We start from the raw sequence: 22,016 nt of genomic DNA, 5'->3' as shown, positions 1-22,016 counted from the left end.
TGTCATTGGATTTCGCGGGTAGAGCCCCTCCGTAGGGGCCTCTCAGCCTCAGCCGGTCGAGGCGGAGGATGCACTTCAGGTGTGCAACAGTACTTCGATCTTCTCAGCGCGAGTGACGGCGTACTCGCCATTCGACAGGGGGCCGCGGCATCAAGCTGCGACGCCCTTTACGGGTTTGATCCGCCGCAGCTCATCGAGTTCCAGTTCCGCTTCCGCCTTTGCAGTGGCCAGTATTCGCACAGCGTAGGCGATGTTTTCCTCGGAGTGATTGGCCATCAGCTGCATGCGAATTCGGGCCGCGCCCTTGGGAACGGCGGGAAATTCCACTAGGTTGGCGACCAATCCGAGTTCGATAAGGCGTCTTGAAACAAGACGTGCAAGGCCTTCCGAACCCATTTTGACGCAAACGATCGCGGATGGGTCGCCATAATAGTCGAGGCCGGCCTGCTTCAACTCGCGACGAAGCGACAGGACGTTGGCGAGCATCTTGCGCCGTAGCGCGTGCCCTTCGGCGGAAGCGACGATCTCGAATGCCTTCAGGATCGTCGCGGCCTGCGCCGGCGAAAGGGCATTGGAGAAAGTGGCAGGGGCGCTGTAAAAGCGTAGATATTCCTGCACCGCTCGGCTCTTGCAGGCGACGAACCCGCCGTTTGACGCAAACGTCTTGGAAAAGCTCCCCATCACTATGTCGACCTTGCCGAGCATGTTCTGCAAGCCGATGTGGCCGCGGCCGTCCTCGCCCAAGCAGCCAAGATCATGTGCGACGTCGACGACAAGAGTCGCATTGAATTCGTGGCAGAGAGCTTGCAGGACAGCGAGATCGGGGGTGTCAGAGTCCATCGAGAACAATCCCTCCGTGATCACGAGGATTCCGTTCTCTTTGTCCTTGGCTCGGATTTTCGCGAGGATGTTCCGGCAATATTCGTTGTCGAGGTGCCGGAACAGATGAAGGTTGGTGCTTGCGGCGTGAGCGCCCTCCTGCAGGCAGGAGTGTGCCAGCATGTCCATCACGATATGGTCGGCCGACCTGACGAGGCCCTTCACGACGCCGAAGCCCGCGGCCCAACCTGTCGGGTACAACACGACGTGGTCCATCGCCAGGAATTCGGCGATCTTGCGCTCGAGCGCTACCGAGTACGAAGTGTTGCCGACAAGCGCAGGAGAGCCAGCGCTATGTACCCCACAGCGCTCGATAGTCTCGATCGCCGTTGCTTTGATGGCCGGATGCGATGCCAGGCTGAGATAGTCCTGCGAAGCAAAGTTTACGCCGAGCATCCTGTTGCCCCGGTCGTCCTGAGCAGAGCAAACGGTCTTGGGACCGTCCTCCGTGGCACGAGAGAAGGGCCAGAGGCCGTGATGCCGGCGCAGATCCTGCCAGCGGAAGAAACCTTCGGTGCGTCCCAAAAGGTCTGCCCCACCGGGGACGCGGAAGTCCCTCATGCTGCCCGTCAAGGCGGCCGGCGCAATACCGGTGTATGAATCGTTTGAAGCCATCCCGAACTCGTATTTTTTGGTTATTCTGTTGAGCGTGCAGGATGCCCGGGACGAGATTAATTCCTGGTTGGATATTGGGAAGTTTTCCGGCCTTTTCCGGCGAAATTTGTGTTTGGTTTTCTGTACCTTAAGAGCTGCACAGAAAGTCATGGCGGACGCCAGGAAGGGCCGCGGGGGTCTTGGGCGCCCGCGCGCGTAAAGGCGGCGTTAACCATAGATGGCGCAATGTGTCTTTCACGTTTCAAGGCCCATCCGGAGCAAGCGAGGAATTCATGATCGGCGTCCTGAAAGGCCAGCCATTCCACAAAATTTCAAGCCGGGTCGCGGCGGCAGCGATGGTTGTCTGTGCGCTTTCCGCGCCCGCATTCGCTGCGGATTTGCGACTGCCTGTGAAGGCGGCCCCGCCCATCCCGCCTGTTCCGGTATTCTCATGGACCGGCTTTTATATCGGCGCGAACGGCGGCTGGGGCTCGAGTCGCAACTGCTGGGATCTTGTTCCGCCCACGCCGGTACCCCCTGCGCTGCTCGGCCCCGAAGGCTGCCACGATGCGACAGGCGCCGTAGCCGGCGGCCAGATCGGCTATCGCTGGCAGGCAGGCGCCGCAGTCTTTGGTCTGGAAGCGCAGGGTAACTGGGCTGACCTCAACGGCAGCAAGATCAGCCCGCCGTTCCCTGCCACGACCAACCGGTCACGGATCGAAGCGTTCGGCCTGTTCACCGGCCAGATCGGCTGGGCCGTCGAAAATACACTGTTTTACGTCAAGGGCGGCGGCGCCGTCACCGATAGCCGCTTCCGCTACACCGACAATGCGACCGGCATCGTTCTCGGCGCTGCGAACGACACGCGATGGGGAGCCGCGGTAGGCGTCGGCCTCGAATTCGGCTTCGCTTCGAACTGGTCGGTCGGTGTGGAGTACGATCATCTGTTCATGCAGGATCGTACGTTTGACTTTACCAGCCCGGCTGGTGCTTACGCCGGCACGGTTGCCACCCGTCAGGATGTTGATCTCGTCACGGCCCGCGTGAACTACAGGTTTGGTGGCCCCGTGGTCGCGAAATACTGACCGCGCTGAAGTTCGACGGCGTGGGCCTAGGCGGCCGGACTCTCGCGAGCGACCGAAGGCAGATGCGACCGCATCTTGCCGAGCAGCCGCTGCATGTCGACAGGCTTCGTATCAAAATCGGAGCATCCGACTTCGACGCTCTTGTCGCGATCGCTGGCAAGCGCATGGGCTGTCAGTGCAATGATGGGAATGGCCGATGTTGCCGGATTGGCCTTGATCCGCTGTGTTGCTTCCCAACCGTCCATTTCGCCGAGCGCTACATCCATCAGGATCAGATCGGGCAATTCGCTCGCTGCCATATCCACGCCCGTCGGACCGTCGCAAGCGGAGCAGACAGAAAAGCCGTTGCGCTCGAGACGGCGCGTAAGCATGTCCCTGTTCATCTCATTGTCTTCAACAAGCAGAATTCTATGCATTGGCAATTCCGGCGGGAGCAGGCAGAGCAGTATCGGTGACGTCGGGAACGAGCGTGGCCGCGGCGTAGCGGTCGGTTTTCCGCCGACCTTCGACGAGTGGCATTCGGATGGTGAAGCGGCTGCCCTTTCCGGGTTCGCTTTCCACGGAGATCTGGCCGCCCATCAACTTGCAGAGCCTTTGGCTGAGCGCCAATCCAAGTCCCGTACCGCCATACTTGCTGGTGCTGGAGTCGTCGGCGACAGTGAATTTCTCGAAGAGATTCGGCATTTGATCCGATGCGATACCGATTCCCGTATCGATGACGTCAACGATGAGTTGATCGCCCGCCACGCTCTTGAGGCGTCGCGCGGCGATTTCTACCCTACCGTTGTGGGTGAATTTCGCTGCGTTATCAGTCAGCTGCCCAACCAAATTGCGAAACCTTCCAGCATCGCAGAGCGCGGTCCCCAGATCGGGGGAGATCGAACATGCGAACTCGCTTCCGTTTGCCTCAACTGCGGTCCTCGCCCGCTCGGCAACATCCCGAAGCAATTCGCTGAAATCTATTTCTTCCAGATGCAGCTCCATTTTTCCTGCTTCGATCTTGGAAAGATCGAGCACCTCGTTGACGAGCTTCAGCAGGTGCTGTCCGGCCGTGTGTATCTTGGTCAGGTCAGCAATGCCCTCCCTGTCGCCTTCTATCTCGGCGTCTTCGAGCAGCATCTGGCTGTAGCCGATCACTGCGTTGAGCGGTGTGCGCAGCTCGTGACTCATCTTGGCCAGAAATTCGGATTTCGCGGCTCCCGCGCGCTCGGCTTCCTCGGTAGCCGCACGCAACGCCGATGCCGTCGCCATGTGCTGCCGCATCTCGCTTTCTAGCTCGCCCTGCGAGGCCTGGATCTTCGCATAATAGAGCGCCATCATCGCCACATAGATCGACGCCGCCGTCGTCGAGACGAGACCAAGCCCCTGCATCGCAGCAACCGGCAGCTTGCTGTTGATTTCGAACCCACGCGAGTAGAAGAAGGTGAATACCGCCACGTTGGCAACGAACATGATCATTACGATCAGGCGCAGCTTGCTCGACGAGCCCAGATAGAAAAATGCCAGTAACGGTATGACGAGTACCCAGGCAAGCGTGGGGGAGGTCACGCCGCCATAGAAGAAGCAGCTCCAGAGAATGCAGAAGATCAGGTTCTCGATCGAGACGAGCGCAAGCGTGTCGTAGGGCGCGCCGGCGCGCAGAATGAACGGAAATACCCAGAACAACGTGATCGACGCCGCCAACACCGCCACGTCATATCCGGGCGCAGGATCTAGCAGATAGATCGAAATCGGGACGACGTTTCCGATGAACGGACCCAGGATGTGACTGACAAGAAACACGTGAGCACGGTTTCTCGTATCGCGGTCGGAGGCGATGCTGGGCGGAATGAAGTAATTGACCAGATTGTCGAGGGCAGCAAGTGCCGTTGCAAACTTGGCGTTCATGAAATTGGGCCCGCTCCCTGCGAGTTAGTGTTCCGATATTCCGATCCGTTGCCCTTGCGACTTTGCAAGTAAAATAAGTACAGTTTCCGGCAGCTAACAGTTTCACAGCTCGCTTAAAACCGCGTTAATCGACAGTCACCCCCGACTAAACCGATTCTTAAAAGGCGGTGCGCTAGCTTGCCTGCCATAAAACTTCAGTGGGGGCTCAATATGCCCGTTTGGCAAGAAGTCGTTAAGTTTATTGATTGGTTTGTTCCGGCGGAGGCCAAGCTCGAGCGCTCCGAGCGGGAACTCGCGCAGAACTTCATATTCACTCATCTGTTCGGGCCTGCACTTTCGCAGTCCATCAGTCTGTTTCTCTATCTCAGCGACCCGCACCAGGGTTTTGCCTGCTGGACCGTCGTCACTTGCATCTGGCTGTTCTGGACTCTTCCGTTCGTCTACAAGACGAGCGGCAACCTGCAGCTATCGGCGCTGATCTCCGTTGAGTTGCTTGCTTTCACCTCGTTGTTCGGCGCCTACTTCTACGGCGGCGTCAGCTCGCCATTTCTGCCGTGGTTGATCGTCAGCCTGCTGCTTGGCTTCTTCTATCTGTCGGAACGGCCAATCCTCGTCGTCGGCCTGTTCACGTTCAACATTCTTGGCTTCATTCTTGCCTACCTGCTGTGGGGTTTTCCGACGCTACTGTCGCACGAACAACTTTCGACGGTCGGCTGGATCTCGATCCTCTCCGCCACGATCTACATGTCGTGGATGGCGATCTACTACGCCAACATGATCACCGTGGGATCCGAGCTCGAGCGCGAAGCCGAACGGCATCGGGAGACGGCGGTGCGCCTACGCGAAGCCAAGGACAGGGCCGATGAGGCGAACCGCGCGAAGTCGATCTTCCTGGCCAAGATGAGCCACGAGCTTCGAACGCCGCTGAATGCCGTGATCGGATTCAGCGAGATTTTGCTCGAGGGTGTGGAATTCGAGGGCAAGAACAGCCGAAAGAAGCCGGATCTCGAACGGATCAATTCCGCAGGAAAGCATCTGCTGTCGTTGGTGACCGACGTTCTCGATCTGTCGAAGATCGAGTCCAACCATGTCGAGCTGAAGATCGAACAGTTCGATCTGAATGACATGGTTCGCGAGGTTGTCGCCACGGTTCAGCCGACGGTGGCCGAAAAGAAGAACAAGCTTGTCGTCAGGTGCCCATCCAACCTGGGCATCGTGTCGACGGACCAGACCAAGCTGCGACAGGCCGCGCTCAATCTGTTGAGCAATGCCGCGAAGTTCACGGAAGCGGGCACGATCGTCCTCTCGGCGCAGCGCCGCAAGCATCAGGCGGGCGACTGGATCGAGATCCAGGTTCAGGACACCGGAATAGGCATCAGCGAGTCCGAAATCGGGAGACTCTTCCAGAATTTTGGTCAGGCGAGCCAAGCGACATCCAGCAAGTATGGCGGAACGGGACTCGGTCTTGCACTAAGCCAGAAGCTTTGTGCGCTGATGGGCGGAGGCATCTCGGCAACCAGCGAGCCTGGACGAGGATCCTGCTTCACCATACGTGTGCTGGCCTGGATGGCCGAGCAGCAGCCGGCCGATGAACCGTCCATCATGCCCGCGTTTGCGGTCGCCAGTTCATCGGCGGTGTAAAGATGTCCATCCAGAACACAAATGTAACTCGTCTCGAGGACTTTGCGTCACAGGAGTCCACGAGTACCACCGCCAGCGATGCTGAGGTGCGTCCCCATTTGCTGATTGTCGACGACATCAGCGACAATCGCGCGATCCTTTCGCGGCGCTTTGAACGGCGCGGCTTTGCCGTCACGGAGGCGGAATCCGGGCTTGCCGCCATTGAACTGATCGAGAGAGAGACGTTCGATCTCGTCCTTCTCGACGTCATGATGCCTGGAATTGACGGCATAGAAACCTTGAAGCGGATCCGCGATCGAAAATCGGCGTCCGCACTTCCCGTCATCATGGTTACCGCCAAGTCGGAAAGCACCAACATTGTCGACGCCCTCGAGTGCGGCGCCAATGACTACGTCACGAAGCCGGTGGATTTTTCGGTCGCATTGGCGCGGGTTAATACGCAGATCAGCCGCAGGCGCGCCGAGCAGCAGGTGGAGTTTGCGAATGAGCAGCTTCGCAGGACAAATGAAGCATTGGAGGCGCGCGTGGAAGAGCGCACCAAGCGCCTCGCCGACGCCAATCAAAGGCTCAAGGAAGAGATCGCGGATCGTGAGGAACTGCAGGCGAGATCCCAATATCTAGCTTATCATGATTCGCTGACGGGGCTCGGCAATCGGATGCTGTTCAAGGAACAACTCGAGCAGGCGCTTACAGACGAAACGGTGACACCGCATCCGCTTGCGGTCCTGTTCGTAGATCTCGATGGATTCAAGGCGGTCAACGACACCGGGGGCCACTCGGTCGGCGATCTGCTTCTGAAGTCCCTTTCTGCCAAGCTTCGCGATCTGCTGCCGCCAACGGACCGCATTGCGCGGCTTGGCGGCGACGAGTTCGCGATCCTGCAGATATCGGGTATCCAACCATCAGCGTCGCTCGCTCTTGCGGAGCGAGTCATCGAGGTCGCGGCTCATCCGCAGACTATCGAGGGAAACGACGTGACTGTGGGCGCGAGCGTCGGAATTGCGATTGTGCATCCTGGTGAAATGAATGCGGAAACCGTCCTTAAATGCGCGGATCTCGCGATGTACAGCGCGAAGTCCGGCGGTCGCGGCACATTTCGCATGTTCGATCCGCAGATGGATGCCATCGTCCAGACCAGGCGGTCGCTGGAGCGGGATATGCGCAACGCGTTGGCCCAGGGCGACTTCAGCCTGTTCTATCAACCGCTGGTTAACCTGCAGACCAAGAAGGTAACCGCCTTTGAAGCGTTGATGCGCTGGCATCATCCCGAGCGGGGCTCGGTGGCGCCGTCGGAATTCATTCCGGTCGCCGAGGAAATGGGCCTGATCCTGCCGCTGGGCGAGTGGGCGTTGAGACAAGCATGTATGGAGGCGGTCCACTGGCCGGACGAAATCAACCTCTCGGTCAATCTGTCTCCTTTGCAGTTCGCCAAGGGGAACCTTGTTTCAACCGTCATGAGCGCGTTGGCTTCGTCGGGACTGCCAGCAAACCGCCTCGAGTTGGAAATCACGGAATCGGTGTTGCTCGAAAAATCCGAAAGAAACATCGGGATCTTGAACCATTTGCGCGCACTGGGCGTCCGGATATCCATGGACGATTTTGGCACGGGCTATTCTAGCATCGGTTACCTGCGCAGCTTTCCCTTTGACAAGATCAAGATAGATCAATCCTTCGTCCGGGATGTGCTCGTTGATGAGGGTAGCCTGGCAATCGTTCGGGCGATCGCCGGGCTGGGTGTGAGCTTCGGCATCACGACAACCGCCGAGGGAGTCGAGACGGAAGAGCAAATGCGCTGCCTTAACCAGGAGGGCTGTATCGAAGTTCAGGGATACCTGCTCAGCAAACCGGTACCACCAGCCGAAGTGCCTGGATTGCTGGAGCAGCTTAAAGCCGCTGGTGCGCCAGCTTCCGGTTCCTGAAGTGTGTGCTACCCAAATGCCGGTGGGAGTGTTTTTCCGCGTCGGGCACGCTCTTAGGTTCAACCCGATTGATTGGTCCGAGAGCCGGTGATGGAAACCGGACTCGATGTACCGACAGAACTTCGTCTCCTGGTCGCCACTGGCCTCGATAACGCTGAAAAGGCTTTTGCGTTCTTTTTCGACGCCGGGACAAAGTCGGCTGCACCAGCTTCCAAGGAAACAATCGCTCTTCTAAAGCGGGTTGTGGCCGTGAAGTTAGATTACGCTCGAAAGCTTGCGCTCGCGAGTGAGCTATCAGAAATGACCGCGTTGCAATTCGTATATTGCCAAGCACAAGTTGAAATCACGGCTGATCTAATTCGCATTGTTTCGGATTCGATCCCCCAGCGAGCGCTGACTCAATAACGGCATCATTTAGTGATGTCTGTTAGTCTAAAGGTTAAAAATCGAAGCCCATTAGGCGTGCCCCCTTCAACGAGGGATGCGACCTCACCCTCACCCCACCAACCCTCTAAGAGCGAGCTTCGGTCGTCTCGACCCCGCGAAGAGCGGGGCGAGGGAGCGCGACACACCGCCTCTGCTGCCGCGCTACAAGATCGCGTGCGGCAGGAAACGCGATGAGTTGCCGGTGATTGGGTTCTCGTCCTCGCGGATCGACAGGCCGCATGGCGTGTGATCGACCAGCCAGCTTCCGAGCACCGGGTACAGGTCGGTGAAGCTCGGCAGCGGCGCGAAAGCCTGCCGGATGAATCCTTCCGCGCCATAGGGGCCCTGCTGCTCCGCCAGCGTGGTGCCGGCACTGACGAGCGCAACATTGGCGCCTTCACGCGAATAGAGCGGCTTGCGCACGAACGAGGAGCCGAGCATGGCCGCCTTCGGATCGTCCTCGAAATAGGCCGGCAGCAAATTGGGATGCTTCGGAAACATCTCCCACAGCAGGGGAAGGATGCCCTTGTTGGAGAGGATCGCCTTCCATGGTGGTTCGATCCAGCGGGTCGGCGCGGTTGCGAGTTTTTCGCCGAACGTGTCACGGAACATCCATTCCCAGGGATAGAGCTTGAAGGCGAGTTCGATGGCGCGGTCGTCGAGATCGACGAAGCGGCCATTGCCATCCAACCCGATTTCCTTGATGTCCATCAATGTCGTCTTCAATCCGGCTTGGCTCGCAGTGTCCTGCAGATAGGCCAGCGTACCGGCATCCTCGGCATTGTCGGTCATTCCTGTGAGATGAAGATGCTTGGCGCCGCAATATTTCTTCCAGGCGTCGATCAGACGCTCGTGGATTGAATTGAACTGGTCGGCGCGTTTCGGGATGATGTTGCGCTCCATCGCCTGTTCGAGCCAGGTCCACTGAAAAACCGCTGCTTCGAAAATCGAGGTCGGCGTATCGGCGTTGTATTCCAGCAGTTTCGCCGGGCTCCAGCCGTCGTAGCTCAGGTCCAGCCGGCCGTAGAGGCTGGCGTCACGGCGGCGCCAGCTTTCGGACATCAGCGGCCAGAACGCTTCGGGTATTTTCAAACGGCGCAAATACTTTTCGTCGTTGATCGCGCGGCCGACCAGCTCAAGGCACATCGCATCGATCTCGGCGGTGGGCGCCTCGATCCGCCGTTCGATTTCCTGCAGCGTGAACGCGTAATAGGCCCGTTCATCCCAATAGCGTTCGCCATTGATGGTGTGAAAAGTAAACCCGACGCCTTCGGCGGTGGCACGCCAGTCATCGCGTTCGGGGCAGACGATCCGCTGCATGAAATTCAACCGCCTGAAAAGCCGATGGCATGCCCGAACGAGCCGAAGCCGCCGCGCTGCACCGAATGCGAACCGGAATCGGAGGAGGAATGGCTCGAGGAGGAGTAGTCGCTGCTATAGTAACCGCTGCGCGACGAGCCGCCGCCGGAGCCGCCGCCATGGCCCGAGGAAGAGCTGCGGGAGGAGCACTCGGCGGTGTTTTGCGTCGGCGATGCCAAGTGCGGGTTTGGTTGCTCGCAAGTGCGGTTTGGCATCAGCGTGTAGGCGGTGGCGCCGACGGCAAACGTGCCCATCAGCAGGAGTGCGACATGGCCCGAACGCTTGGCCGGCGGCGGAACGGGACGCGGCGCCGCCGGCACCGAGACCGGCTTGCGCTTGCCGAATTCAGGCTCTGAATTGTTCGCCATGGTCAGTAGGTCATGCAAGCGGCGTTGATCGCGCCGGCGGCCAGCGAGGACAGCCCGAGCCAGATCGCGGCGGCGAGTTCGCCCGATGCGATCCGCTTCGACAGGTTCGGCACCGGAACCCTGACGAGGTAATAGACGATGATCTGCACGATCAGCGCGATCGCGGCCCAGATCAGGCAATCCCAGACATTGGCCGAATGGGTGATGGCGCTGACCAGCGGCAGCACGAAGCCGAGCAGGCTCAGGCCCAGCGCAATCGCGGCGGCCGGCTCATTGGCGCGGATCAGATCGAACTCGTTGTGCGCGGTGATGCGGGTATAGACGAAGAGGTAGGCAACCACGGCAACGATCGCCGTGCAGAAATACACCAGAAACGCCGGCAGCCCGGCGAGGGATTGCAGGATCATTGAATTTCGCCCCAACTCGTGCGTTCCGGCAGGTTCGCACGATCTGTCAGTCGACGCATCGGGGCAGGCGGTTCAATCCCGAACAAAAACCCCGCCATTTCGGGCGGGGTTCGCAAAACTTCCATGGCGGCCTTGATTCAGCCGGCTATTCCCTGACCTCGATCTTGCCCTTCATGGCCGGGTGCAGGCCGCAGATGTAATCGTAGATTCCGGCGTCAGTGAGGGTGAGCTGGGTGGTCTGGCCTTTCAGCGCGATCGGCGAGCGCTGCGGCTTGGGGCCGGTGATCGTCACCTGGTGCGGCGAGGAATCGGTGTTGTGCCAGGTGATGGTCTGGCCCTTGCTGACGATGACGGTCTCCGGCCCGAACTTGAAGTCGGAGATTGAGACCACGCCGGGCCCCGCCGCCGGCTTTGCCATGGCGCCTTCGGGTGTGCCCTTCAGGCCTGCCAGCGAGATAACAAAATCCTGCCCGGCATGCGGTTTGTGGCAGGTGAAGCAGGCCGTCAAATTGGCCTTGTCGTTGACTTTCTTGTCCGGGCCAAACGCCTGATACTCCCATTCGCCGTTCCGAATGTCGTCCTTGTACTCGGTGCCCCAGCCGTCGCGCTTTTCCATCACCGTGTAAGCAACGAGGTCGCCCTTCTGGAAACGACCGTTGGCATCCTTGAGAGGCTCGCCGGCCGCATCGAACTGCGCCTTGTACTGCACCAGCGTCAGCACCGTGCCGCTCGGGATCGGCTGCCCCTTGCGTACCGCATCGACGGCTGCCGGCGTCGCATAGAGCTCGCGATACTGCTTGTTGTCGTAGCGATCGACCGTCGCGTAGAGCGTGCCCTTGTCGAAATTCTCCGGGAAGGCGACCTTGTCGCCGCCGGCGAGCGCCGAATAGCCGATGAGTGCGCCCGATGCCGATCCGAGCGCGACAGCGGCAGCCAGCCTGACGTTTTTCATGACTTCCCCCTCGTTTGCGGATGACTCCGTCAAGTACGAGACACCGCGAAGCGGGTTTCAATCCGGGGAGGCGAATTTGTCGCGTGGCAGTGGCCCAAACAAAAACCCCGCCATTTCGGACGGGGTCCAGTCGGGGGTAGCGAGCCTTGCGGCTCGCCGTAAGCCCTGATCAGGCGGGGATGCGTTCGTCTGCCTCGTGCGGCTCGCGCAGCACGTAGCCGCGGCCCCACACGGTTTCGATGAAGTTGCGGCCTTCGGAGGCGTTCGCGAGCTTCTTCCGCAGCTTGCAGATGAAGACGTCGATGATCTTCAGCTCGGGCTCGTCCATGCCGCCATAGAGGTGGTTGAGGAACATTTCCTTGGTCAGCGTGGTGCCCTTGCGGAGCGAGAGCAGCTCCAGCATCTGGTATTCCTTGCCGGTCAGGTGCACGCGCTGGCCACCGACCTCGACCGTCTTGGTATCGAGATTGACCACGAGATCTCCGGTCTGGATGACCGACTGGGCGTGACCCTTGGAACGGCGCACGATCGCGTGGATGCGGGCAACCAGTTCGTCCTTGTGGAACGGTTTGGTCATGTAGTCGTCGGCGCCGACGCCGAGACCTTTGACCTTGTCCTCGATGCCGGCGAGGCCGGAGAGGATCAGAATGGGAGTCTTGATTTTCGATACCCGGAGCTGCTTGAGCACGTCGTAGCCGGACATGTCGGGCAGGTTGAGGTCGAGAAGGATAATATCGTAGTCGTAAAGCTTACCTAGATCGACGCCTTCTTCTCCGAGATCCGTCGTGTAGACGTTGAAACTCTCGGATTTCAGCATCAATTCGATCGACTGCGCGACGGCGCTGTCATCTTCTATCAGCAAAACGCGCATGCCAGTCCCCTTTAGTCCGCCGCTCCGGGCGTCAGGTCGGCCGCACTTGCGGCACTCAAAACGCCTTTAACAACTGATTCGGATCCTGACAGACACATGGTTAACAAAATCTGATTCCGGTTCGCAAGCTCTTTAAGTGCAATTTCTAACGAATCGCCCTAAGATGTTGCTCGGAAGCAGCTTTTCTCCATAGTGCCCACTCAGGTTCCAGATTAAGAGGCGGGCCTAACCGACTCCCGCGTTTAGCCCTTCTTCTGACGGGCAAGCGCTCTCAGTCACCAAAGACAGTGACGCAATGATTAATGATGCGGGTAAACACGAGGTTAAGCGCGGTTTCTTAAAGTGCGGAAACTTAAGGTTTTCGCAATGAAGGCGCTCGCGGAGCAAATCGGCGATATCGACGGCGTCAATATATATGGCCGCGTTGTGGGCGTGCGCGGCCTGATGGTCGAGATCGCAGGGCCCATTCATGCCATGTCGGTCGGCGCCCGCATCGTCATCGAGACCGGCGGAAGCCGCTTCATCCCGGCCGAGGTAATCGGCTTTTCCGGCAGCAATGCTGTCGTGATGCCGTTCGGTGGACTCGACGGCGTCCGGCGTGGTTGCCGCGCGGTCATTGCGACGGCGGCAAGCCAGGTGCGGCCGTCGCCGGCCTGGCTCGGCCGGGTCATCAACGCCATGGGGGAGCCGATCGACGGCAAGGGGCCGCTGGTGCAGGGCCCGTCGCCCATGCCCTATCGCAATGCGCCGCCGCCGGCGCATTCGCGCAAGCGCGTCGGGGCGCCGCTCGATCTCGGCGTGCGGGCGCTCAACACGTTCCTGACCTGCTGCCGCGGCCAGCGGCTCGGCATCTTCGCCGGCTCCGGTGTCGGCAAATCGGTGCTGCTGTCGATGCTGGCGCGCAATGTCGATGCCGATATCGCCGTCATCGGCCTGATCGGGGAACGCGGCCGCGAGGTGCAGGAATTTCTGCAGGAGGATCTTGGCGACGAAGGCCTGGCGCGCTCGGTGGTGGTGGTGGCGACATCGGATGAGCCCGCCTTGATGCGGCGGCAGGCCGCCTACCTGACGCTGGCGATATCAGAATATTTCCGCGACGAGGACAAGGACGTGCTGTGCCTGATGGATTCGGTCACGCGCTTTGCGATGGCGCAGCGCGAGATCGGGCTGTCGGCCGGCGAGCCGCCGACCGCGAAAGGCTATACGCCGACGGTGTTTACGGAGCTGCCAAAACTCTTGGAACGGGCAGGGCCGGGCACCGGCGTCGGCACCATCACTGCCATTTTCACGGTCTTGGTCGATGGTGACGACCACAACGAACCAATCGCGGATGCGGTGCGTGGCATTCTGGACGGTCACATCGTTATGCAGCGCTCGATTGCAGAGCGCGGACGGTTTCCCGCGATCAATATTCTCAAATCGGTCTCGCGCACCATGCCGAGATCGGCCAATCCCGACTATCTTCCCATAATCATGCGGGGCCGCCAGGTGATGGCGACCTACGCCGACATGGAGGAACTGATCCGGCTTGGCGCCTATCGGGCAGGCTCGAGCCCGGAGGTCGACGAGGCGATCCGGTTGCACGAGCCGCTGGAAGCCTTTCTGCGCCAGGCCAAGGACGAAAACTCGAGCCTCGATGACGGCTACCGCCAATTGGCGCAGATCCTCGCCAATTTGGAAACGGAACGCTAACTTTGTCAGGCCATCATCCCCGGCACATGATTAATGACGCCGGTGGGGTCCCCCGAGGGAGCCGGCTCCGTCCCGCGTTCAGATTGGGACTTCTGGGGAGTATGAGTCGATGAAGTCACGAGAAACGCTGATCCGCCTGAAGAAATTTCAGGTCGACGAGAAGCGCCGAAGGGTTACCCAGATCGAAGGCATGATCGCCGACTTCCAGCGCATGTCGGTCGATCTCGAGCGCGAAATCCAGACCGAGCAGGAGCGGGCCGGTATCAACGACCCCTCCCACTTCGCCTATCCGACCTACGCCAAGGCCGCGATCCAGCGCCGGGAAAACCTGACCCGCTCCGCCGACGAACTGCGCATCCAGCTCGAGGATGCCAAAAGCCTGTTGAGCGAGGCGTTCGAGGAATTGAAAAAGGTCGAACTGCTCGACGAGCGCGACCAGGCGCGCGAGCGCGCCGAGGAGAGCGCCCGCGAACAGGCCGACATGGACAGTATCGGCCTGATGCGCGCCCGGCTTGGCGTCGCCTGACGCTTCTCACACTCATCGGTTGAAGGAATCGAAAACCCGGGCCACAAGGCCCGGGTTTTTTCTTGGTGGTTTTCTTGGCGGATTGCCCGGAATCGGCGACTTGGTGCCCAGTTTGACGCAGGGTATGCTACGAAACTTCTCGATTGCTTCCAGCGTACGACGCGATGGAGGACCGAGATCGATCTTGGGGGTCGTTGAATGCTGACGCCAGCGGAGCTGGTCTGGCTGATTGCCGCGGTGGCGAAGGGGGATGAGGCCGCTTTTGAGCGCCTTTACGCCGCCACGCGCGCGAAACTCTTCGGCGTCGTGCTCCGTATCTTGCGGCGTCAGGACCTTGCGGAGGAGGTCATTCAGGAGGCTTACGTCAAGATCTGGAACAGCGCGGGACAGTTCAACCCGGCGCTCGCTTCGCCGATCACGTGGATGGCGTCGATCGCGCGCAACCGGGCGATCGATGTGGTGCGCAAGAAGAGCGAAAGCTCGATCGAGGAGGAGCCGACCGCCATGGAAGTGGCGGCCGAGTCGCCCGATCCGCTGGCGCGGCGCGAGATGACAGAAGAGTTGAAGCGGTTGCTGGAATGCGTCGGCCGCCTGGAGCCGGATCGGCAGAAGCTCGTGCTGCTCGCCTACTACAACGGCTGGAGCCGCGAACAGCTCGCCGCCAAGTTCGAGACACCGGTGAATACGGTGAAGACGTGGCTGCGCCGCAGCATGATGGAGATAAGGGAGTGTCTCGGACTAGGGTCCGGGTCTTGAACGATGGCCTATAGCGAAGACCATATCGCACTCGCTGCGGAATATGCGCTCGGCACCCTCGATGCCGACGAGCGCGCGCAGGTCGAGACCATGATGGCCGTCGATGCCGAATACAGCGCGCTCGTTCACGCCTGGGAATACCGCCTTGGCGTCTTGAACCAGATGGTCGGTTCGGTCGAGCCGCGGCCGATCGTGTGGGAAAACATCAAGGCCGCGATTGGAAGTTCCACGGAAGCGCAGGCGCCGCTGACGCTGCCTCAGGCGCCGCAGCCTGCGCCTCCGGCCGAGCCCGTGGTGGCCGAGGCACCGCCAGCCGTCACGGCGCCGGGCGTGGCAGACAATGCGGTTGCGGACAGTTCGAACGTCATCCAGTTGACGGGCCGCGCGAAGCGCTGGCGCAATGTGGCTTCCTTTGCCACCGCAATTGCCGCATCGCTTATCGCGATGCTGGCGGTGCAGGTCTATCGGCCGGAACTGTTACCGGAGGCGCTGCGGCCCAAGCCGCGCATCCAGACCGTCGAGGTGAAGACGCCGGCGCCACAGCCGACACCCTCGGCGCAATATGTCGCGCTGCTGCAGCGTGACGGCGGTTCGCCCGCGTTCATCTTGACAGTCGATGCGGCGACGAAAAATTTCACCGTCCGCAAGGTCGGGGCCGATGCCGAGCCGGGCAAGAGCTTTGAGCTCTGGCTGATTTCCGACCGCCTGCCGCAACCGCGCTCGCTCGGCGTGATCGGCGGCAGCGAATTCACCGCGCGCCCGGCGCTCGCCACCTACGACGCCAGTACGATCAACACCGCTCTCTTTGCGGTGACGGTCGAGCAGGCCGGCGGCTCGCCGAGCGGCCAGCCGACCTCGGCGCCGGTCTTTAGCGGCAAGCTGATCGAGACGGTACCGGCTGCTCGCTAGCGCCTGCTGGGGCGGAGCAGCACGCCAACAAAAAAGAAAACGCCCGTGGGGAGCGGGCGTTTTCGCAGTCAACTTGGGGGTAGTTGGGGTCTTATATATCCACGTGGCGACTTTGGGGGGCTGTAAAGAGCCGCGTGAATTCCGTGAATTCCTGTTTTCGGATTCCTCCGTTAACGTACGACTGAGTTACCGGAACTGGTGATCGCCACCGGCTTGCCGGCCTTCATCACGCGCGTGCTCGCGGTCTGGGTGAGACCTTCATCCGAGCTGTTGCGCGCGGAGATGCTGAACCCGGCGACCACGACACCTGCCACGAGGGCCACGACCACGATCTTGAGATGGGTCGTGCGATCCGCGCTGTAGATCGAATGGTTCATGGAAGTCTCCTGCCGCCTCCGGCCTAACGGATTTGTTGGATGCGTCCGCAGGCTGGTTCAACGTCTCGCGTCAGGAAACGTAGGACTCCGGGATCCGTTTCCAAAGGAGCGATCACAAGGCGGTGAAAAGACTTGAACGGCCGCGATCGGAACGCCTGCGGCGATCGCCGGAAATGAATAAATATTCAGTTTCTGTAATAGCTTATGGGGAGATCACCGCTTCTCAAGGCCGAATGGTGCCGTATCGGCCATTTTCGATAAACCAGTTGCCTGTGGCGAAAAGGCTTCGCCATTTTCGCCGGTGATTTGCGCCGCGCCCGCCGCCAAACTAGACGCTACCGACCGTCTTCAGCCGCGCGCGCGGGTGAATTTCCGCCTGCGACAGCACGGTGGTTTGCGAGCGGAACCGCTCGACCAGCGAGCGCACGAACGGGCGGATTGCAGCGGAGGTGACCAGCACCGGCGCCTCGCCCTCGCGCGCTGCCTGCTCGAAGGCGTTGCGAACACTGGCCATGAACTCCGACAGCTTTGAGGGCTGCATTGCGAGGCTGCGCTCTTCGCCCTGACCCACGATCGATTCCGCAAACGCCTGTTCCCATCGCGACGACAGCGCGATCAGCGGCAGATAACCGTTGTATGTGGTATTCTGTGCGCAGATCTGGCGGGCGAGGCGGGCGCGGACGTGCTCGACCATGGTGGCGGGGTTGCGCGAGAAGGCGAGCGCGTCGGCGATGCCTTCGAGGATGGTGGAGAGGTCGCGGATCGAGATCCGCTCGGCCAGGAGAAGCTGCAGAACGCGCTGGATGCCCGACACCGTGACCTGGCTCGGCACGATGTCCTTGACCAGTTCGCCCTGTTCCTTCGGCAGGTCCTTCAAGAGCTTCTGCACCTCGCCATAGGACAGCAAGTCGCTCATGTTGTTCTTGAGCAGCTCGGTGAGGTGCGTCGACAGCACGGTCGCGGCATCGACCACCGTGTAGCCTTTCAGCGAGGCCTCTTCCTTCAGTGCGGCATCGACCCAGGTGGCCGGCAGACCGAACGTCGGCTCGACGGTGTGGATGCCGGGCACGCCGACCTGGTTGCCGGCGGGGTCCATCACCATGAACTGGTTCGGCCAGATTTTGCCGGTGCCGGCGTCCACTTCCTTGATCTTGATGACGTAGGTGTTGGCCTCGAGCTGGACGTTGTCGAGGATGCGCACGGCGGGCATCACAAACCCCATTTCGATCGCGAGCGAGCGGCGCAACGCCTTGATCTGCTCGGTCAGGCGGTCGGTGCCGTCAGGGCCGTTGACCAGCGGCAGCAGCGCATAGCCAAGCTCGATCTTGAGGTCGTCGATCTTGAGCGCGGTGGCGATCGGCTCTTCGGCCGCGGCGTTGGCGGCAGCCGCCGCGAGATCGGGTGCAGCGGCCGCGGCGGCCTCGGCAGCCTTGGTGACGTTGTTGTGGTTTCGCGCTTTCCAGGCCAGCGCCGCGGCGCCGCCGCCGAGCGCCAGGAACGGCAGCATCGGGATGCCCGGCAACAGCGCCAGCACCAGCATCACGCCGGCCGACATGCCGAGCGCCTGCGGGTAACCCGAGAGCTGCTTCATCAGCGCCTTGTCGGCCGCACCGGTGATGCCGGCCTTCGACACCAGGAGGCCCGCGGCGGTGGAGACGATCAGTGCCGGCACCTGCGTCACCAGGCCGTCGCCGACCGTCAGAATGGTGTAGGTACGGGCGGCGTCGCCAAAGCTCATGCCCTGCTGGGCGACGCCGATGATGATGCCGCCGATCACGTTGATGAAGACGATCAAGAGGCCCGCGATCGCGTCGCCGCGGACGAATTTCGAGGCGCCGTCCATGGCGCCGAAGAAGCCGCTTTCGTCCTCGAGTGCCTTGCGGCGCTCCTTGGCGGTCTTCTCGTCGATCAGGCCGGCGGAGAGATCGGCGTCGATCGCCATCTGCTTGCCCGGCATGGAATCCAGTTGGAAGCGGGCGGCGACTTCGGCGATGCGCCCCGAACCCTTGGTGATGACGACGAAGTTCACGATCACGAGGATCGCGAACACGATAATTCCGATCACGAAATTGCCGCTCATCACGAAATTGCCGAACGCTTCGATGACATGGCCGGCGGCGGCCGTGCCCTCATGGCCGTGCGACAGGATCAGGCGGGTGGAGGCCATGTTCAGCGACAGCCGCAGCATGGTCGAGATCAGAAGCACGGTCGGGAATGCCGAGAATTCCAGCGGCGCCTGGATGAACAGCGACGTCATCAGGATCAGGATCGATACCGTGATCGAGATCGCCAGGAACAGGTCGAGCACGATCGCCGGCAGCGGCAGGATCAGCACTACGAGGATGACGAGGACGCCGAGCGCCAGCGCCAGATCGCCGCGCTTCAGGATATCGCCGATTTCGCTCAAGGACGGAAACTTGCCGCCCGTGCCTGCGCCGCCCTGACCCGCCGTGACATCGACCATGGTAGCCGCTTCCCCCCGCGTCTGCCGCCATCGGGCGCCAGACGTCTTGGCGGCGGCCGAAGGGCCGCCGTTCCGAAAGTGAGGCACCGCACTGGCGTCCACGGGGTTCCTCCCGTTTTACGCGGCCGACGACACTCGACTTCACCCGGCAATTTTTGCCCGGTGTATGGTTAGCAAAGGGTTAACGGGGGAGGTTTGGCCCGGTTATTCCGACGCCGATGGCTTTGCCGCCGTAAGTCGCTCCACATTTTCCTGTCATACCCGCGAAGGGCACACTGACCGAATTGTTCGGCGCCGGCGGAGAGACGGTGTGGATGCAGCCGCCGTTCTTCTGCGATTACGGCTCGAACATCGAACTCGGCGAGCGCGTCTTCTTCAACTTCAATTGCGTGGTGCTCGACGTATGCCCGGTAAGGATCGGCGACTTCACGCTGTTCGGCCCGGCCGTGCAAATTCTGACGCCGATGCACCCCTGGAACGCCGAACAGCGCCGAAAGGAAGAGTTCGGCAAGCCAATCGAAATCGGATCGGACGTATGGGTCGGCGGCGGAGCGATCATTCTGCCGTCCGGATCGGATCGCGGGCAGTGATCGGCGCGGGAAGCATTGTGACGCGGGACATTCCTGAGGGCGTGTTTGCTGCAGGCAATCCTTGCCGCACCGTCCGGGAAATCACCGAGCAGCGATCCTGTTCCTCCATTTAACGTTCAGGAACATCTAGGCCGGCGGGTTAACCTTGTTGGCAAACAGACTGTACGTGGGTCGGTTTGTTACGCGAGCCGCCGCCAAGTTGCCGCATTGGACCGGAGAATTTTCACTGCCACTGAACAAAGTGGAGGAGCATCATGCTGAGAATGATGTTGTTGGGCCTCCTCATCCCATTGGGTGTTGGCGTGCTCGCGGCAATGGAACTCAGAACTCCTGCGCGTAATGCACTAGTGGTCGTCCAGCCCCTTGCCGAGACAACCGTAGGCGTTTCCGATTCACATATTTCCGATTCACATGCTGCGTTGGCGAAGGCTGATCGACTTGAATTTGCCGCTGCGAGCAGCGAGACGCCAGCGCAGCATGCTCTAGAGCATGATCCGGACCCAGAGGGCCGTGTTCGCGAAAAGTCGGTACCGGTTTTCCCTCGCGACAAACGCGGAACGCGTTTGCGCGAAGATCATGCTCAAATCAAAGAGATAGGGCAGGATGACGATTCGAAGAAAAGTCATCATGCTCTGGTCGACGAACGCATTTCTCCGCCGCAAGGCATCAGTGTCGGTTCTTCGGAGCCCCCGAGGATAATCAACCGCCATCGGCACGATCGCAAATCAAAGAAGGTCACGACCGCCGCCGCTCCTAAGCCGAAGCCAAAGACAACCGATATCAGGCGAACTACCATTTCCGAGCGGCGAAAGACCGCCAGCGACACCGAGCCCTGTCGGCTAAGCGCGTTTGGTGGCTTGCGCAAGGCTTTGAATTCAGTCGACTGCGAAATCTGATTATCGGAACGGCTTGAAGCTGCTTCTAACGAGCCACTTCTCGCCGCCGCCCGTCATGGATTCCATCCGCCGCTGCCATAGGGGCGGGTGATGATTTCGAGGAGGTGACCGTTGAGATCCTCGAAGTAGACCCCGCGTCCGCCGTCGTGACGATTGATCTCGCCGGGCTGCTTGCGCGCCGGATCGGCCCAGTAGGCAAGCTTGCGTTCCCGAACCCGACCGAAAATCTCGTCGAACTCGGCTTCGCTGACCAGAAAGGCGTAGTGCTGCGGCGCGATTTCGTCGGTGTCCATGTAATCGAGAAAGGCTCCGTTTTCGGTAGCGACCATCTCAAACGGCCCCCAGTGCTTCGGGGCTGGAAGGTTCAATATATCGGTCAGGAACTTCGCGGAAGCCTTGCTGTCGCGCGCCGACAGGATCGTGTGGTTGAAATGGACCGCCATGTTCGCTTCTCCCTAAAGATTTTGCGCTGCGCGCCGCTGGTTTGTTCGATCCATAAAGAGAGCTTCTCGACAGCGCGAACAACGAGCCTTTGCTACCGGCTGTCTTCAGGCGCCAGAATGGATCGGACGAGGCGGCTGACCTCGTTCGAGTAGCCGCAGCTCAAGCCTTGCTGCCAAACGGGTCCACCGCCTAACCAGCACACCTTCGGTTGAGTTCCATTCGTTGGAATGCAGTCAAATGATTTTGGCTGCCGCACGGCAGGAGACGAGGGGGCGCTACGCGGCCTCACGGAAAACGATGCGTGGGGGAGCCGAAACGAAAACCGAACAGCATTTGCGTCCTCGGAGCTACGCTTCGCGCCAGCCGATTGAAGTCATTTCTTCATGCCAGGGCCGCGCGCGAGTGCCGCCGATTGCTGCAGGCTGATGCCATGGGCGAGCGGGTCGGCGTGGCGATGCACCAGGTGCCACTCGGTCCCGTCCCGCCGATAGACGAGCGTAACGCGCAGCGCCCATTCCTGTGCGGGCAGCCCCCCGACCTCGACATGGTCCCGTTCGATCAGCGCGAGAACCACCATGTCGGCCGAGCCATAGGATTGGACGACCTCCTGCTTGTGGGTGCCGTTCTTGAAGAACCGTCCCACCTTGTCCCAGGTCTCGGACGTATACTGCGAGCCGTGCGAGGGTGGCCCGCCGAACGGAGACATCAATGTGAAATCGTCGGTGATGGCGATCATCGCTCGGTAAGTCTCTGCGTCTCCCCGCATCAGCGCCGCGTTCGACACCTCGGAATGCTTGATCAGCTTGGCGACCGCATCTTCCGCCGCGGCCGGCTGCGCTGCTGCGAGCGGCAGACCCGCCATCGCCGGGATGGCGCGACGCCGGGATAACGCCGGAGGCGAGCCCGCGCCGGTCGTCATCGGTGATTTCTTCGACATGTAAGCACCCCAGTGTTGAACGAACTCGTGTGATGAG

22 protein-coding genes are annotated in these 22,016 nt (G+C 60.7%); 10 read left to right on the top strand and 12 right to left on the bottom strand.

The annotated features are described in order from the left end of the window. Positions 1-150: 150 nt before the first annotated feature. Complete coding sequence (locus V1290_RS13035; RefSeq protein WP_334364775.1) at positions 151-1,644, bottom strand: aminotransferase class I/II-fold pyridoxal phosphate-dependent enzyme; 1,494 nt, start codon at positions 1,642-1,644, stop codon at positions 151-153. Between the two features lie 122 nt (positions 1,645-1,766). Here V1290_RS13035 and V1290_RS13030 point away from each other — a divergent pair, with 122 nt between their 5' ends. Next, positions 1,767-2,558 carry an outer membrane protein gene (locus V1290_RS13030; RefSeq protein WP_334364774.1) on the top strand — a complete coding sequence of 264 codons (792 nt, stop codon included), beginning with the start codon at positions 1,767-1,769 and terminating at the stop codon, positions 2,556-2,558. A 26-nt stretch (positions 2,559-2,584) separates the two neighbouring features. On the opposite strand, the gene V1290_RS13025 is transcribed toward V1290_RS13030, so the two are convergent. Next, a complete protein-coding gene (locus V1290_RS13025) occupies positions 2,585-2,974 on the bottom strand; it encodes a response regulator (RefSeq protein WP_334364773.1) in 390 nt (129 codons plus the stop codon). Beyond that, the gene (locus V1290_RS13020; RefSeq protein WP_334364772.1) at positions 2,967-4,250 is read right to left on the bottom strand and encodes a sensor histidine kinase; all 1,284 of its coding nucleotides are present in this window, start codon (positions 4,248-4,250) and stop codon (positions 2,967-2,969) included. The genes V1290_RS13025 and V1290_RS13020 overlap by 8 nt, the downstream gene beginning before the upstream one ends. Before the next feature lie 405 nt (positions 4,251-4,655). Here V1290_RS13020 and V1290_RS13015 point away from each other — a divergent pair, with 405 nt between their 5' ends. The 3 genes from V1290_RS13015 (at position 4,656) to V1290_RS13005 (ending at position 8,410) form a co-directional block, all read left to right on the top strand. Then, complete coding sequence (locus V1290_RS13015) at positions 4,656-6,086, top strand: sensor histidine kinase (protein WP_334364771.1); 1,431 nt, start codon at positions 4,656-4,658, stop codon at positions 6,084-6,086. Between the two features lie 2 nt (positions 6,087-6,088). Next, positions 6,089-8,005 carry a putative bifunctional diguanylate cyclase/phosphodiesterase gene (locus V1290_RS13010; RefSeq protein ID WP_334364770.1) on the top strand — a complete coding sequence of 639 codons (1,917 nt, stop codon included), beginning with the start codon at positions 6,089-6,091 and terminating at the stop codon, positions 8,003-8,005. 90 nt (positions 8,006-8,095) lie between these two features. Further along, the gene (locus tag V1290_RS13005; protein ID WP_334364769.1) at positions 8,096-8,410 is read left to right on the top strand and encodes a hypothetical protein; all 315 of its coding nucleotides are present in this window, start codon (positions 8,096-8,098) and stop codon (positions 8,408-8,410) included. A gap of 183 nt (positions 8,411-8,593) precedes the next feature. On the opposite strand, the gene V1290_RS13000 is transcribed toward V1290_RS13005, so the two are convergent. From V1290_RS13000 to ctrA, 5 genes are all read right to left on the bottom strand, one after another. Continuing rightward, positions 8,594-9,751, bottom strand: coding sequence for a glutathionylspermidine synthase family protein (locus V1290_RS13000; RefSeq protein ID WP_334364768.1), 1,158 nt, complete (start codon positions 9,749-9,751; stop codon positions 8,594-8,596). A 5-nt stretch (positions 9,752-9,756) separates the two neighbouring features. After that, a complete protein-coding gene (locus tag V1290_RS12995) occupies positions 9,757-10,158 on the bottom strand; it encodes a hypothetical protein (protein ID WP_334364767.1) in 402 nt (133 codons plus the stop codon). Between the two features lie 2 nt (positions 10,159-10,160). Further along, positions 10,161-10,565, bottom strand: a complete 405-nt coding sequence (locus tag V1290_RS12990; protein ID WP_213289180.1) for a DUF350 domain-containing protein — start codon at positions 10,563-10,565, stop codon at positions 10,161-10,163. Between the two features lie 145 nt (positions 10,566-10,710). Next, positions 10,711-11,517: a cytochrome P460 family protein gene (locus tag V1290_RS12985; protein WP_334364766.1), complete on the bottom strand. Its 807-nt coding sequence runs from the start codon at positions 11,515-11,517 to the stop codon at positions 10,711-10,713. 169 nt (positions 11,518-11,686) lie between these two features. Continuing rightward, positions 11,687-12,388 (bottom strand): response regulator transcription factor CtrA, encoded by a 702-nt coding sequence (ctrA, locus tag V1290_RS12980; protein WP_016848562.1) that lies wholly within the window; start codon positions 12,386-12,388, stop codon positions 11,687-11,689. A 366-nt stretch (positions 12,389-12,754) separates the two neighbouring features. Here ctrA and fliI point away from each other — a divergent pair, with 366 nt between their 5' ends. The 4 genes from fliI (at position 12,755) to V1290_RS12960 (ending at position 16,271) form a co-directional block, all read left to right on the top strand. Continuing rightward, positions 12,755-14,080: a flagellar protein export ATPase FliI gene (gene fliI / locus V1290_RS12975; protein WP_334364765.1), complete on the top strand. Its 1,326-nt coding sequence runs from the start codon at positions 12,755-12,757 to the stop codon at positions 14,078-14,080. Between the two features lie 109 nt (positions 14,081-14,189). Continuing rightward, positions 14,190-14,606, top strand: coding sequence for a flagellar export protein FliJ (gene fliJ, locus V1290_RS12970; RefSeq protein WP_057842912.1), 417 nt, complete (start codon positions 14,190-14,192; stop codon positions 14,604-14,606). A gap of 198 nt (positions 14,607-14,804) precedes the next feature. Beyond that, positions 14,805-15,362 carry a sigma-70 family RNA polymerase sigma factor gene (locus V1290_RS12965; protein ID WP_028347245.1) on the top strand — a complete coding sequence of 186 codons (558 nt, stop codon included), beginning with the start codon at positions 14,805-14,807 and terminating at the stop codon, positions 15,360-15,362. A 3-nt stretch (positions 15,363-15,365) separates the two neighbouring features. Further along, on the top strand, positions 15,366-16,271 hold the full coding sequence (locus V1290_RS12960) for an anti-sigma factor (RefSeq protein WP_334364764.1): 906 nt from the start codon (positions 15,366-15,368) through the stop codon (positions 16,269-16,271). Between the two features lie 170 nt (positions 16,272-16,441). Here V1290_RS12960 and V1290_RS12955 read toward each other — a convergent pair whose 3' ends face one another. Next, a complete protein-coding gene (locus V1290_RS12955) occupies positions 16,442-16,648 on the bottom strand; it encodes a hypothetical protein (protein WP_334364763.1) in 207 nt (68 codons plus the stop codon). 328 nt (positions 16,649-16,976) lie between these two features. Next, positions 16,977-19,112, bottom strand: coding sequence for a flagellar biosynthesis protein FlhA (gene flhA, locus V1290_RS12950; RefSeq protein WP_334364762.1), 2,136 nt, complete (start codon positions 19,110-19,112; stop codon positions 16,977-16,979). A gap of 314 nt (positions 19,113-19,426) precedes the next feature. Between flhA and V1290_RS12945 the strand changes: the two genes are divergently transcribed. Both V1290_RS12945 and V1290_RS12940 read left to right on the top strand, forming a co-directional pair. After that, a complete protein-coding gene (locus V1290_RS12945; RefSeq protein ID WP_334364761.1) occupies positions 19,427-19,702 on the top strand; it encodes a hypothetical protein in 276 nt (91 codons plus the stop codon). A gap of 254 nt (positions 19,703-19,956) precedes the next feature. Beyond that, complete coding sequence (locus V1290_RS12940; protein WP_334364760.1) at positions 19,957-20,598, top strand: hypothetical protein; 642 nt, start codon at positions 19,957-19,959, stop codon at positions 20,596-20,598. Positions 20,599-20,651: 53 nt separating this feature from the next. On the opposite strand, the gene V1290_RS12935 is transcribed toward V1290_RS12940, so the two are convergent. Both V1290_RS12935 and V1290_RS12930 read right to left on the bottom strand, forming a co-directional pair. Further along, positions 20,652-21,041 (bottom strand): VOC family protein, encoded by a 390-nt coding sequence (locus V1290_RS12935; protein WP_334364759.1) that lies wholly within the window; start codon positions 21,039-21,041, stop codon positions 20,652-20,654. Between the two features lie 374 nt (positions 21,042-21,415). Beyond that, on the bottom strand, positions 21,416-21,979 hold the full coding sequence (locus V1290_RS12930; RefSeq protein ID WP_334364758.1) for a YybH family protein: 564 nt from the start codon (positions 21,977-21,979) through the stop codon (positions 21,416-21,418). Positions 21,980-22,016: the final 37 nt, after the last annotated feature.

The sequence above is a fragment of the Bradyrhizobium sp. AZCC 1578 genome (genome assembly GCF_036924675.1).
Lineage (GTDB): Bacteria > Pseudomonadota > Alphaproteobacteria > Rhizobiales > Xanthobacteraceae > Bradyrhizobium.
This window is presented reverse-complemented; position numbering and strand designations above follow the sequence as displayed.